The organism is Erysipelothrix tonsillarum DSM 14972 (genome assembly GCF_000373785.1).
GTDB classification, from domain to species: Bacteria; Bacillota_I; Bacilli_A; order Erysipelotrichales; family Erysipelotrichaceae; genus Erysipelothrix; species Erysipelothrix tonsillarum.
Window position 1 is genome coordinate 96,892 of the sequence record NZ_KB892380.1, and the last position, 14,247, is coordinate 111,138.

A 14,247-nucleotide genomic window follows, 5' to 3' on the forward strand; every position below is an offset into this window, starting at 1 on the left:
ATTATATTAGTCCTCGTTCTATTAGTGCAGCGCGGTAGCGGTCTGCATCTTCAAAATCTTTGCGCACTTTTGCTTCATTCCATTGCTTAAAAAGATCACGTGCTGCATCATCAAGTTCAATTCTTTCATAAGAAATCCCCAAAACATCCAGCATCTTCTCAACAGTGACAATGTATTTGGAAACTTCCTGCGCATCAATTTCTCGCTTACGAATTGACCCATTAAGTTTTTTGATTGTATCAAACAAAACAACATTCGCATTAGCAACATTTAAATCATCCGACATGGCTTCCATAAAAGCATTAAATAAATCGCGATCATCCTCTTCGCCAATGCGACTATTCATTTTTTCCAGTTCAATATAGGCCTTATGCAACCCTTGGAAAATTCGCTCCAATTCGCGTTGAGTTTGTTCAATAAGTTCATCTGTAATATTTAAAATGAGACGGTAATGTGTCGACATAAGCAACCATCGTGTGGCATTCTCTCCAAGTTTGTCAATAAACTCTTGAGCCCACATCACATTCCCAATTGACTTACTCATCTTCTCACCATCAATATTAAGCATGGCATTATGTACCCAATAATTAGCAAGATCATGATCGTGAACGGCACGGCATTGTGCGGACTCATTTTCATGATGCGGGAATTTTAAATCTTGGCCTCCACCGTGAATATCAATTTTATCTTGTTTAAACTCATTTTCAATCATCACGACACACTCAGTGTGCCAACCCGGTCTTCCTCTTCCCCATGGAGCATCCCATTTAATTCCTTCATCATCTGTATTTTTCCACAATACAAAATCTAACGGGTTTTCTTTATTACTATTTTCCTCAATACGAGCACCTACCATCAAGTCCTCAATGTTTTGTGAAGAAATGGCACCATATGCTTTCGCTTTAGTAACGCGAAAGTAAACATCACCATTTGAAGGATAGGCATAGCCACGATCGATAAGGTCTTGAATAAAGGCAATGATTTCCTCCATTGTTTCAGTAACCTTCGGTGTCGCGTCCACGTAATCAGCGTGTAATCCTTTGCGCACCTTCTCATACGCTTCAATATAGCGGTTTGCGATTACCTGTTCATCGACCCCTTCATCCAAAGCTTTTTTAATAATCTTATCATCAACATCAGTATAGTTTGATACAAGCTTAACATCATAACCCAATGTTGTTAATACACGACGTAAGAGATCAAATACTACAATAGGACGCGCGTTCCCAATATGAGCGTAATTATAAACGGTCGGTCCACAGACATACATAGACACCGTTCCATCCTCAATGGGTTTAAACACTTCGATTGTATTTGATTTTGAATTATATAACTTCATAATGGCCTCCAAACCTTTGCAATAAGTATATCATAAATAGCCTTTATTTATGCACTGTTCAGACATAAAAAAAGCTATCCTAAAGGATAGCTTGATTGATCATATTTTAAATCAATTAGAATTTTGAAGCAACGTAATGTGCTGTACGTACTAATTGGTTTGTGTATGAAGCTTCGTTGTCATACCATGAAGCAACTTTAACTAAGTTTACACCACCGATTGTTGAAACTTTAGTTTGTGTTGCATCAAATAATGAACCGTAGCTCATACCAATGATGTCTGTTGAAACTAATTGTTCTTCTGTGTAACCAAATGATTCGTTTGATGCTGCTTTCATAGCTGCGTTTACTTCTTCAACTGATGTTGCTTTTTCAACTACTGCTACTAATTCAGTGATTGAACCAGTGATAACAGGAACACGGTGTGCTCCACCATCTAATTTTCCTTGTAACTCAGGAATTACTAAACCGATTGCTTTAGCTGCTCCTGTTGAGTTAGGGATAATGCTTTGTGCAGCTGCACGTCCACGACGTAAGTCACCTTTAGCATGAGGACCATCTAATGTATTTTGGTCATTTGTATAAGCATGGATTGTTGTCATTGTTCCTGAAATAATACCATACTTGTCATTTAATACTGCAGCCATTGGAGCTAAGCAGTTTGTTGTACATGAAGCACCTGAGATAACTGTTTCGCTACCGTCAAGGATTTCATGGTTTGTGTTGTAAACAACTGTTTTGATGTTTCCTGTTGCTGGAGCTGAGATAATAACTTTACGAGCTCCTGCTTCTAAGTGCATGCCAGCTTTTTCTTCAGTTGTGAAGAAACCTGTACATTCGATAACTACGTCAACACCTAATTCTTTCCAAGGTAAGTTTTTAGGATCGCGTTCGCTTAAAACTTTGATTTCGTGTCCGTCGATTACGAAAGCTCCGTCTTTAACTTCGATATCATGATCGAAACGTCCCTGTGCTGAATCATATTTTAATAAATGAGCTAATGTTGCTGCATCTGTTAAGTCGTTAATTGCCACGATTTCCATGTCTTTTGAACCTGTTAATAAACGTGTTGCTAAACGACCAATACGGCCGAAACCGTTAATTGCTACTTTAACTGTCATAGTGTCTATATCCTCCTTATAATTGACATTCTTATTATATACCATATCGACCAATTGTCAATTGTGAGCCAACTAACAATCTATAAAAAATCCCTATTAAACACTGGCTTCCCAAAGGCATGGAAGGCCGAATACGCACTGATAATTTTAATATGATACAAACGTTCAAACAATTCCTTATCATTTACGCGCGCGATAAGAAATGGAGCCTTGACACGGTGCGATTCTGTAAAGATTTTATCCAAACGCTCAGACACTGTCGCATGAAGCCGTACATCCTGCACAGACCTCGATACAAAGGCGAGAAGCCTTACTAAAGAGCCACTCTTGTCATAACAACATTCCACGACTTCAACGGAATGTGGCGCGTTCGTAACGATAGCATACGCAACCAATTCACCATTTTCTTGAAGGCCGATTATTTGACCGTTTTGTTCGCGCATCGTTTTCTTTAGTTTTGAAAAATAATTTGCGTCACGTTTAAAGAATGCAGTGAAATGGTTTGTGAAACGATCATAGACTTCTAACAGACTTTCTGGACTTGGATCGCGAACAATACCTTCCATTCCGAGTGTCGGCAATGAAACTGCAGAAATTGTATAGATATAATTTTCCACGACCGTCTCAAAACCAAACGGTTCAAACCATTCGGGGTGATCCGTTCGGCATAGCGTAATTATATCGGTTCTTGAAACATCGTCTAGCACTTCTGTGATCAACGTTGTCATGGTTTCTTGTAATACATTTGGCCTCATAAACCCACCGACTAAATATGATGCTTTGATATTTTTATCATGGAGTGATAAGACTTTATCATGAACTTGAATTGACGCGAGAATTTCGTCGTGGTCATTCTTACTGAGATAGCATTGCTTTTCATGATAAAAATTATTGAAATAAGCATCAACAGCGCCACGATTTAAGTTTGAGAAAGCATCCTTCCACAAAAAATGTAACTGTTTTTTATCTGCAACATTTGCTTTAGCTATCATGCGTCCACCTCTCTTTTATGACAAACTATTTGTCGTCTTTATCGGTTACATCTCGAGTTGTATATTCAACATCAATGACATCACCATTGTGATTACTTGAATGTGTTTGATCCGTATTTGTTTGTTGGGTTCGTTGTTCCGAATCTTGATAATAATTTCTTGAATTTCCACGTGGTCGACGAACTTCTTGAACCACACGCACAATTGTACTAATCATCCAAATAATTAAAATTACCCCGAATAATTGTGGTAACAATCTAATAATAATCATTGTTATAAAAAATAAAATCAGATATGCAATAATTGAAAACATAATTTATACCGCCTTTTGATAATTATAACATGAAAAAAATATCTCAACCATTTTTAGTGTGGTTCACCAATCATCACATAATGTCACTTTGGATTAGGGAATAAACACATATATCAATATAATGGCCCTGTTCGTACTCCGCTTGCCTCAAGGTTCCTTCGTAATGAAATCCGCTTTTTTCCAATAGACGAATACAGCCTTTATTCTCTGGACAAACCTTAACTTGAAGTCGATTATAAAACTTATGGTTAAATGCGTAATCAATAGCATATTGCAATGCCTCAGAAAGAATGCCTTGATTCCAGTATTCGTACTTTAATTTAAAACTGACTTCAATGCAGTTAAAATCAAGGTCGTAGTTATAGCAACCTACATCGCCAATATAAATATCATTTTCATCAGCAATTACCCAGCGAAATCCGTCAAAACTAGCCTCACACTCTTTAAAACGACTAATTTCATCGAAAGCCTCATCAATACTATCAAAACCTGCCATTCCGTAATATTGCGTAACACGTTTGTCATTCATAATTTTAAAAAGCTCGGATGCGTCAGCATTTTTAGCTTCTCTTAATTTAAAGTTTCTACCTGTGTAATCCACAATCATACTTCCTCTTGATCTAATTTGTCCGCAAGTTCAATCAATTTCTTGAAGCGGTGTTGTAATCCTGATTTGCTAATGGTTTCATTATGCTCTTCCTCATAGTGTTCAATCAATTCATTGAGACTCGCTTCAGGATGGTTCATTCGTAAATCACCAACTTGGATAAGTCGATCCTCCAAATGATTATATCGATTATGCTCAATGAGTTTATAGATAGCATCTAACTGCTGACTACCAGCTTTAATTGTTTTCACTTCATTGGCAACTTCACAGTTATCTAATCGTGTTAATGAGTTTTTAAAATCTCGTTGGATACGGATATCTTCAAATTCTAAGGTATTTACATGCGCACCGGTTATCTTTAGAAAATCCGCAATTTGGTCGGCTGCTTTTACATAGACAACTTGACGATTACGTCGTTCTGTAATTTTCGCAGAAATATCAAAGCGCTCAAGAAGTTTCTGTAGATAAAGTGCTAGTTCTTCACCCTCACAGGATATCTCCATATGATAATTTGCGGTTGTTGGGGCATTTATACTTCCACTCGCTAAAAATGCTCCCGCTAAATATGCACGCGCACAACACTCTTTAAGTGTAATTACACTATAAGGTGTATTTCGCATCCCTTTCGAAGAGTAAATGCCTAAATCTTCTAATATTTCCATTCCACGATCCATTACGCGCAGTATGTATACATTGTTTTTTTTGAATTTTTGTTTTTTTACCACGGTCAAATCGATCTCAACATGATAACGTTCTTTGAGTGACGAAAAGAGTCGCTTTGCAGTCGCAGCATTTTCAATTTCAATTTGTATTTGCATGCGTTTGTTTGCAATGATTAAATTTGAATTAATATGTAGAAATGCGGATAAAAAAGCACGTTCACAACACTCGTGATAAATATTTGTTGATATTTCATGTTTTACTTCACTGCTAAAGGACATCCTATCGCCTCCAATATTTCATAAAATCCTGTTTGAACCTTTTCATGATCGTGGCGGATTTTCCCACCTTCAAAATTCAAGAGTTCTTGATCAATTACTGTGTATGTATGTATTGAGCTCCTAAAGTAAATTGGATGTGAATCTTCTGCTTCGTAATTTTGAATGACATCAGCCGGAATTTCATCTATAGAACGCACGACTAAATCAATCGGTTTTTCGATATGCTTCACGATAGCGTTAACATGATCTTCACCACTATAACCATCCGTTTCCCCTGGTTGGCTCATCGCGTTACAGTAATAAATAATTTTCCCGGTGCTTTTTTGTAACGCTTCTTTTATTTCAGGAATAATAATATTGGGAAGAATTGACGTGTACAACGACCCAACACCCAACAAAATGATATCTGCTTCTTGGATTGCCTTAATTGCTTGTTTACTTGCTTGAACGGCTTCATCGTAATAAACACAATCGATTGAATTATCATACTCAGGAATATTCGACTCTCCACGTACAATTGTGCCATCTTCCATACGCGCACACAGTGTTATTGTTTCTTCAGATGAAGGTATGATATCCCCCATCACATTAAGAACCTTAGATACTGACGCAATAGCATCCATAAAATCTCCGGTCGTGTCCGTTAGTGCTGTAAGAATTAAATTTCCCAAATTATGACCCGCTAAGGTCGAACGCGATTCTTTACTGAATCGGTAGTTCATAATTTCGGATAAGAGATTTTCGGACTCCGCCAAAGCAAGCATGACATTTCGAATATCACCCATTGCTGGGATATTAAAATCTTCGCGTAAACGACCCGTACTTCCACCATCATCCGCAACAGTTACGATAGCACTTATTTCTAAGTCGTCTATGTGTTTTAAGCCACGTAATAATGCAGACTGACCTTTTCCGCCACCTACTACCGCGACCTTCATTACTCTTTATCCTCTGGCATGTCACGATGATCTTTTAATGTATTGTATTGTTTATCATAATTTTCGTAGAGCCAATTCACAATCGATACTGAACGATGTTGTCCGCCGGTACAACCGATTGCAACAGTGAGAAGATGTTTTGATTCCTCAATATAGCGTTCAAACGCATAATCAAGAAATTGCGTTAAATATTTTAAAAATTCCTGAGTTTTATCATCATTGATTACATAATCAAATACTGGTTTATCATTCCCCGTCATCGAACGGAGCGATTCCTCCCAATAGGGGTTGTTGAGAAAACGAACATCAAAAACTAAATCTGCGTCCATGGGTAATCCTTTACGATAACCAAAGGAAATAAAACTGAGAGAGAGCGATTGATTCCCTTCAATTTTAAAGAAGCGCTTAATTCTAGAAGTTAAATTTTGTTGTGTTAAAAATGTAGTATCGATAATAATTGAAGCGCGTGATTTGATATTTGAAAACTCTTCGATTTCAGCATCAATTGCCTCTTCCAATCCATTTGCTAAGTTTGCAACAATCAACGGATGATTACGTCTATTATATTTATAACGTAATAAGAGTTGTTCTTTGCTTGCATCTAAAAAGAGTACGGTTAATTCACATTCTGCATTTTTAAAAGTTCGGTAAAAAACATCGAAATCGGCCGCATTAACACTTAAAGCAAGATTGCTATATGTGCCATCTTTCATCACTTCGATATCTCGAACTAGTTCCTCAATCATAAAAACAGGGAAACGATCAATGCAATGATACCCCATATCTTCCAACACTGCCATGGCACTCGTTTTCCCAGCACCTGATAATCCTGTTACTAAAACTACTTTTTGTTTTTCCATGTTCCACCTCTTACCCCAATTATAACAAAAATCTAAGGCTATGCCTTAGATTTAAGATCTTGAATATAGTGAAATGCATTTTGTGCTGCAACCGCGCCGTCGCTTGTCGCAGTAACAATTTGACGTAAATGTTTTTGAATTACATCACCAGCGCCGAATACGCCCGGAATTGCAGTTTCCAGTTGGTCATTAACAATTAAATAACCTTCATCGTCTAATACATTTAAATCCTTTAAAAAATCTGTTGCGGGAATTGCACCAATATAAGGGAATACACCATCCGTTTCAATAATTAATGGCTCATGCGTTTCAACATTTTCAAATTTCATTCCCGTTAATTTACCGTCGTTATCAACGTAATCAACCGGTATATGTTTCTTGATAATATTTATTTTCTCATTATTAAATACTTGTCGTTGTGCTGACTCATCACCTCTAAAGACATCCCTACGGATAACAAGATTCACTTCACTCGCAAATTGAGTTAGATAGACTGCCTCTTCCAGTGCAGAGTTTCCACCACCGATTACGACAACTTTTTTATCTCTAAAAAACGCGCCATCGCATACTGCACAATACGATAAACCATGACCTAATAAAGCATCATCTTTTTCAAATCCTAGTGTGCGTTCATTCGTTCCTGTTGCAACAATTACAACGTGTGCGCGGTATTCTGAACCATCTTCCGTTTTGATTACTTTGTAATCTCCCTCATCAACAATGCCGTTAACATTGCCGTAGAGATATTCTGTTCCATATGCTGTGGAGTGTTCAAACATTTTCATTGAAAGATCCACACCTGTAACATTATCCACTCCAGGATAATTTTGGACTAAGTCCGTTTTAATCATTTTTCCACCAGGAGCCTCTGATTCCAGCATGCCCGTTTTTAAGCCAGCACGTCCTGCATAGACTGCTGCGGTTAACCCGGCTGGGCCCGCTCCGATTATGATTACATCATAGTTATTGTCCACTCGTGATCCTCCTTCAAGATTTCTTTGATTTCTAATAAATCCGAAATCATACGATTTGGTTTACTTTCTTCTAATTCCTTCTCACGTATTTTATCAAATACATATCCGATAGTAAACGAACCTGCCCGCTGTCCAGCGAGAATATCCGAAGCAGTATCACCGACATAAATCACTTGTCCACGATCGGCATTCATGACTTCCAACGCTCGATCGATTCCCGCAGGATCAGGTTTAACGGGTTCAAATTGATCTGATCCTAACACAGTTTCAAAATACTTGGCATCAATTCCAGTTACTTCCATTCCTAGTTCAATTATAGAAGTGATTTTGTTTGAAACAATGCCCATTCGGTAACCTTCTTCTTTTAAGTAATCTAATAATGAAATTGCATGTTCCATTGGAACAACCATGGTTTCATGCAGTTCATGATTAATGCTTCGATATGTTTCAATTATTTCTTCAATTTGATTTTCTTCAAAATATTTACTAAAAGTTTGTTGCAAAGTAGGCCCTAAGAAGGTTCGAATTTCTTCTTCGCCCAGTTCATAGCCCGGCTTATAAATTTCAAAAACACGTCTGAATGTTTCGAGGATACTAGCTTGTGTATTTGCTATGGTACCGTCAAAGTCAAAAAGAATAATTGGCTTTGGACGTTTCAAGATTTTTTTGAATGCACCCATATAGCCCGCTACACCGATGACCACGAAAATTACCGAAACAAATTGAGCAACCCGAATCGGACCAAACATTAAACTATCGGCACGGAAGCCCTCAATGAAAAACCGTGTTGCACCATACCACATCATGTATGCAAACGTTAAATCACCGCGTTTTACTTTACTGAATTTTTTTAAGACAAAAACAATGAGAATCCAACCTACTAGATTTGCTACACTCTCATAGAAAAATGTTGGTTGTCTGAATGCACCATCAATAAACATCATATCTTTAAACCACAGTGGAAAATGATTATAAAAGCTTTCTTGAACAACACGTCCATAGGCTTCCTTATTCATAAAATTACCCCAGCGGCCGATTGCTTGCGCAAGTAAGATATTCGGAATGATCAGATCAGCCCATTGCACAAAATTGAGGCGGCGGCGTTTCGTAAACCAATATCCAAAAGCAACCCCAGCAATAAGTCCACCTTGAATTGCAAGTCCACCTTCATGGATTGCGAAAATACGTAACGGTTGAGCTAGGTAGGTCTTAAATTCAAAAAATAAAACATACCATATGCGGGCGCCTAGAAATCCTGCAATGAGCGACCCCATAAATAAATCTTCAATATCATCTTTTTTATAGCCTACCTTGAGTAGGTGGCGTTGACTAATATAATAGGCAAGAAAAGCACCAGTCATAATTAAAATTGCATACCAAGCAATACTTACTGGTCCTATTTGCACGAATGTTTGAGTATTTGGGAAAAACTTAATCATCAACATTCTCCTTTGCTTGACGTTTTATAAATTCCATAACACGCTCATCAAATATTTCAGCGCTGTTAATACCGCGTTGTTTAAGCATATGATCACGGACAGCAGATTCAACCAATACCGCCATATTACGACCTTCTTTTACGGGAAAAACAAGATGGGGAATTTCAAGACCTAACGCTTCATAAGGAAGTTGTTCCTCAATTCCAGCACGAAGGTATTGTTGATTATCATCCCATTTAGTGAATTCGATAACAAAATTAATTTCTTCTTGTTCAAGATAGGATCGCACGCCAAACATTTGACTTACGTCAATAATACCGATGCCTCGTATTTCGAGCATACCACGTAATAATTCTGGTGCTGTACCCATAATTTTATCTTTAACACGTGTAATGTCTACACGATCATCGGCAATGAGCGCATGACCACGAAGAATGAGTTCAAGAGCGACTTCACTTTTCCCCATACCACTCTCACCAATAATCAATACACCCTTACCAAAAACGTTCATCAATACACCATGAACATTCCCCGTCGGAGCAAGAACTTCATCTAAAAATGTCACAATCTCAACCATAATGTCAGAACTTGGTCGATCTGTTACAAATACAGGGAAATTCTTTTCATTCGCAACTTTACAGAGTGTTGGTGGGCATGGATTACCACCAGTTATAAGTGCAAATGGTGTTTCCTCGTTCAGAATGGTATTAAACCGTTCTTCCTGGTTTGCTGCATCCAACGTTTTAATAAACGATGATTCTTTATTACCAATTATAACAACACGCTTTGGTTCTGCGTGAGCATAAAAGCCTGTTAACTCTAAACCTGGACGATTGGTGTTAGGAAGCGTAATTCGTCGCTTTAACGATTCACGATCCCCCGCAACTTGTTTAAATCCAAAATGATTAACGAGTCTTTTTACACTGCATGATACTCTTTCTTCCATAAATTACCCCTTTTCTAATACCCCTTTAAGATAGTGACCGGTATAACTCTCTTCAACATTTGCGATATCCTCTGGTGTTCCACATGCTACAAGGGTCCCCCCTGCTTCTCCACCTTCAGGTCCAAGATCAATAACATAATCAGCATTTTTAATAACATCTAGATTATGTTCAATCACAACAACAGTATCACCATTCTCGACAATACGTTGCAGCACACCTGTAAGTTTTTCAACATCGTAACTATGAAGACCGGTTGTTGGTTCATCGAGTACAAACATTGTTTTTCCAGTTGATGGTCGCTGCAATTCACTCGCGAGCTTCACGCGTTGTGCCTCACCACCTGATAATGTGGTAGCAGATTGGCCTAGTTTAATGTAACCTAACCCAACATCTTGCAAGGTTTCTAAGCCTTTACGAATTTTCGAGATTGGCGCAAAAAATTCTGTCGCATCATCGATACTCATATCCAAAATATCAAAAATTGTTTTTTCCTTATAATGTACTTGAAGTGTTTCATCATTATATCGTTTTCCATCACATTCACTACATTTAACAAATACATCTGGTAAAAAGTGCATTGAAATCCGTTTTACGCCATCACCCTTACACATTTCACAACGCCCACCTGAAACATTAAATGAGAATCGACCTTTGTCGTAACCGCGCATTTTCGCTTCAGGCGTCTTAGCAAACAACTCACGAATATCATCAAACACACCTGTATAGGTCGCTGGATTAGAACGTGGTGTTCTACCAATTGGATTTTGATCTATAGTAATCAACTTATCAATATTATCAAGACCTTTAATTTTTTTGTGTTTTCCCGGTTTAACCCGTTGTTTTCCAAGTGCATGGTAAACTGTCTTGCTTAAAACTTCATTGACAAGTGACGATTTACCACTTCCACTCACACCCGTTACCGCAATAAAGGTTCCTAAAGGAAACTTAACATTAATCCCTTTTAGGTTGTTTTCTGCGGCTCCAAGAATTTCGATTTTCTTTTTGTTTCCTTTGCGACGTTTTGTAGGCGTCGGAATTCGACGTTTACCGCTTAAATACTGTCCTGTTATCGATGCATCATTTTCTAATATTTCTTCTAAAGGACCGTTAGCGATGACTTCTCCACCTAAAGCACCAGCACCTGGACCAATATCCACAATCCAGTCTGCTGCTTCCATGGTTTCTTCATCATGTTCTACAACAATTAATGTATTCCCAAGATCACGCATATTCTTTAAAGTTTCAATTAAGCGCGCATTATCTCGCTGGTGAAGTCCAATAGATGGTTCATCCAATACGTAAAGTACCCCCGTAAGACGTGATCCAATCTGTGTTGCTAATCGGATACGTTGTGACTCCCCTCCTGATAGACTTCCTGCTATTCGATCAAGGGTTAGGTATTCTAAGCCAACATCTTTAAGGAATGTTAAACGTGATACGATTTCTTTAATAACGAGTTCTGCAATATTTGCTTTCATTTCATCAAGCTCTAATCGTTCCATAAAATCGAGAGCATCTCCGATTGACTGCTCCGTAAACTGACTAATATTTAAGTCGCCTACTCGAACACTCAAAGCCTCTTGGTTTAATCGTGCACCATGGCATTCCGAGCAAACTGCTTCACCCATAAACGATCCGTACCATTCGCGAGATGAAGAGGAAGTTGTATCGCGATGTCGACGTTCAATAAGATTTACGACTCCTTCGATCGGTTCATTACGGTGGAAACTATTCCCCGACCGGGATTCAATAACATATTTAACAGGAACAACACTACCATAAAGTAATATTTCCATCTGGCGTTTTGTAAGCTTGTTAATGGGTTTATCCACATCAACTTTCGCAAATTCAATTAAGTGTTCAAACGTTTGCCACTCAATATTTTGTGTATTAACAATATTTTTGTAATATCGAATACCACCTTGTGCAATGGATAACGATGGATCAGGGATTAAGAATTCTAAATCCACTGACTGTGTCATCCCTAAACCATTACAGTTATGACACGCACCCATTGGAGAGTTGAAAGAAAACAATCTCGGCTCAATTGAGGCGATACTAAAACCGCACTCTGGACAAGCAAAGTTGCTCGAAAAGACCATATTTTCTTCTCCGACTTTAACTACTACAACGCCTTCGCTTAAATTTAAAGCAGTTTCAAGCGAATCGCTTAAACGGTACCGGCTATCTTCTTTTTTCACAATTCGGTCGATGACTACTTCGATATCATGTCGATTATTCTTTTCAAGATTCACTTCTTCATCTAGCATAGTTAAAGCACCATCAATATAGGCTCGTACGTATCCTTCTTTACGAAGTTGATCAAGTAAGTCTCGATGTTCCCCTTTTTGTGCTTTCACAACTGGAGCTAATATTTCCAATCGTGTTTTATCCTCAAGGGTCATAATTCGATCAACCATTTGTTTGATGGTTTGTGAAGTGATTTCAATATTATGGATTGGGCAGTATGGAATTCCCACACGCGCATATAAAAGACGCAAGTAGTCGTAAATCTCAGTTACCGTCCCAACTGTCGAACGCGGATTATTACTTGTTGTTTTTTGATCAATCGCTATGGATGGAGAAAGCCCTTCAATAAGTTCTACATCTGGTTTTTCCATATTTCCTAAAAACTGACGAGCATATGAGCTGAGTGACTCAACATATCGTCGTTGACCCTCTGCATAAATCGTATCAAATGCTAAACTCGTTTTACCAGACCCTGATAATCCAGTCATAATTACAAGTTTATTTCTAGGAATTTCTAAACTAATATTTTTTAAATTGTTTTCTTTTGCACCTTTAATAATTATTTTATTGTTTTCCATATCTCTCACCTACTTGTTAAATTATAACATGTTTATCGTTTCCACAATACCGCTTTACTCATGGTTAATTCGATTTAAGATATAAGCAGAAACGTCATGGTATTCGTGTCGATCGTATACAAAGTTTCCGAAGTCCCCCACACGATCACATACCACAGAAAAAATTGTAAGCATTGATTCGAGTGCATTGATGCAATGCTCTCGCGAACCTAAATTATAGGTTGCGAGTACTTTTTGCCACATGTTTGGACTGATATATCGATCCAATCGCTTATAGTTTTTCCCAACACTTAAAGAAAAGTTTGTTTCAAAACCGACTTGCCACGCAATCATTTTAAGTAACATCGATCGCATGTCAGACAAATAATCCATTGCATAGATAGGTTCGTTGCGTTCTATCCCTTTCGCTACGTAAAGCGATAACCATAACATTTCATTAATACAATCACGGTATTTTTGTTCTGAAGGCTTTTTGACCCAGTAATTTTGATCAGTAGCTGGAGCGACACCACTAATTATTGAATCTTTATCCATAATAACTTCTACTAACCGATCACGCTGAAGATATTGTTCAAGATTTTCAAGGGGTATAAACGTAAAATCAATACGATTTCCATCTTGAAATTGAACTAAATAATGATAATCGATTATATCAGAGTGTGTCTTCAACGTAAAATCATCCGGCTTTTGCATCATCAAAATCGGTCCAAAATCATCGAGCCACGAAGGATCCTTCGTAAAAAAATCCATCTCATCAACAATATAAGCAATATCATAATCTTGTAAATGGTCTTTTTCCACATTCTGATTAACCCTTGATCCATTCATGGCAACAATTCGAATATGCTTGTTTTTCTTCGCAAAACTAAGAATTGCCGTCATCATTTCAGTTTCAGTTCTCATGCGATGCCTCCTCTAACAATAAATAATAACAAAGACCAAGATATCC

At 37.8% G+C, this 14,247-nt stretch carries 13 protein-coding genes; all 13 read right to left on the reverse strand.

Annotation, left to right across the window (positions count from 1 at the left end; all coding sequences use genetic code 11):
- Position 1 precedes the first annotated feature (1 nt).
- On the reverse strand, positions 2 to 1,339 hold the full coding sequence (gene cysS / locus B096_RS0108110; RefSeq protein ID WP_018580230.1) for a cysteine--tRNA ligase: 1,338 nt from the start codon (positions 1,337 to 1,339) through the stop codon (positions 2 to 4).
- A 115-nt stretch (positions 1,340 to 1,454) separates the two neighbouring features.
- On the reverse strand, positions 1,455 to 2,459 hold the full coding sequence (gene gap, locus B096_RS0108115) for a type I glyceraldehyde-3-phosphate dehydrogenase (protein ID WP_018580231.1): 1,005 nt from the start codon (positions 2,457 to 2,459) through the stop codon (positions 1,455 to 1,457).
- Positions 2,460 to 2,539: 80 nt separating this feature from the next.
- The gene (locus B096_RS0108120) at positions 2,540 to 3,451 is read right to left on the reverse strand and encodes a GNAT family N-acetyltransferase (RefSeq protein ID WP_018580232.1); all 912 of its coding nucleotides are present in this window, start codon (positions 3,449 to 3,451) and stop codon (positions 2,540 to 2,542) included.
- A 25-nt stretch (positions 3,452 to 3,476) separates the two neighbouring features.
- Positions 3,477 to 3,764 carry a hypothetical protein gene (locus B096_RS0108125; protein ID WP_018580233.1) on the reverse strand — a complete coding sequence of 96 codons (288 nt, stop codon included), beginning with the start codon at positions 3,762 to 3,764 and terminating at the stop codon, positions 3,477 to 3,479.
- A gap of 73 nt (positions 3,765 to 3,837) precedes the next feature.
- Positions 3,838 to 4,371, reverse strand: a complete 534-nt coding sequence (locus tag B096_RS0108130; protein WP_018580234.1) for a GNAT family N-acetyltransferase — start codon at positions 4,369 to 4,371, stop codon at positions 3,838 to 3,840.
- The gene (gene whiA / locus B096_RS0108135) at positions 4,368 to 5,312 is read right to left on the reverse strand and encodes a DNA-binding protein WhiA (RefSeq protein ID WP_018580235.1); all 945 of its coding nucleotides are present in this window, start codon (positions 5,310 to 5,312) and stop codon (positions 4,368 to 4,370) included. Before whiA ends, B096_RS0108130 begins: the two co-directional genes overlap by 4 nt.
- Positions 5,291 to 6,250, reverse strand: coding sequence for a gluconeogenesis factor YvcK family protein (locus B096_RS0108140; protein WP_018580236.1), 960 nt, complete (start codon positions 6,248 to 6,250; stop codon positions 5,291 to 5,293). The genes whiA and B096_RS0108140 overlap by 22 nt, the downstream gene beginning before the upstream one ends.
- Positions 6,250 to 7,110 carry an RNase adapter RapZ gene (gene rapZ, locus B096_RS0108145; protein ID WP_018580237.1) on the reverse strand — a complete coding sequence of 287 codons (861 nt, stop codon included), beginning with the start codon at positions 7,108 to 7,110 and terminating at the stop codon, positions 6,250 to 6,252. The genes B096_RS0108140 and rapZ overlap by 1 nt, the downstream gene beginning before the upstream one ends.
- 38 nt (positions 7,111 to 7,148) lie before the next feature.
- Complete coding sequence (locus B096_RS0108150) at positions 7,149 to 8,084, reverse strand: NAD(P)/FAD-dependent oxidoreductase (RefSeq protein ID WP_018580238.1); 936 nt, start codon at positions 8,082 to 8,084, stop codon at positions 7,149 to 7,151.
- The gene (gene lgt, locus B096_RS0108155; protein ID WP_018580239.1) at positions 8,063 to 9,523 is read right to left on the reverse strand and encodes a prolipoprotein diacylglyceryl transferase; all 1,461 of its coding nucleotides are present in this window, start codon (positions 9,521 to 9,523) and stop codon (positions 8,063 to 8,065) included. The genes B096_RS0108150 and lgt overlap by 22 nt, the downstream gene beginning before the upstream one ends.
- Positions 9,516 to 10,469, reverse strand: a complete 954-nt coding sequence (gene hprK / locus B096_RS0108160; RefSeq protein WP_018580240.1) for an HPr(Ser) kinase/phosphatase — start codon at positions 10,467 to 10,469, stop codon at positions 9,516 to 9,518. Before hprK ends, lgt begins: the two co-directional genes overlap by 8 nt.
- Before the next feature lie 3 nt (positions 10,470 to 10,472).
- A complete protein-coding gene (uvrA, locus tag B096_RS0108165) occupies positions 10,473 to 13,298 on the reverse strand; it encodes an excinuclease ABC subunit UvrA (protein WP_018580241.1) in 2,826 nt (941 codons plus the stop codon).
- Positions 13,299 to 13,352: 54 nt separating this feature from the next.
- Positions 13,353 to 14,201, reverse strand: a complete 849-nt coding sequence (locus tag B096_RS0108170) for an aminoglycoside 6-adenylyltransferase (protein ID WP_018580242.1) — start codon at positions 14,199 to 14,201, stop codon at positions 13,353 to 13,355.
- Positions 14,202 to 14,247 lie beyond the last annotated feature (46 nt).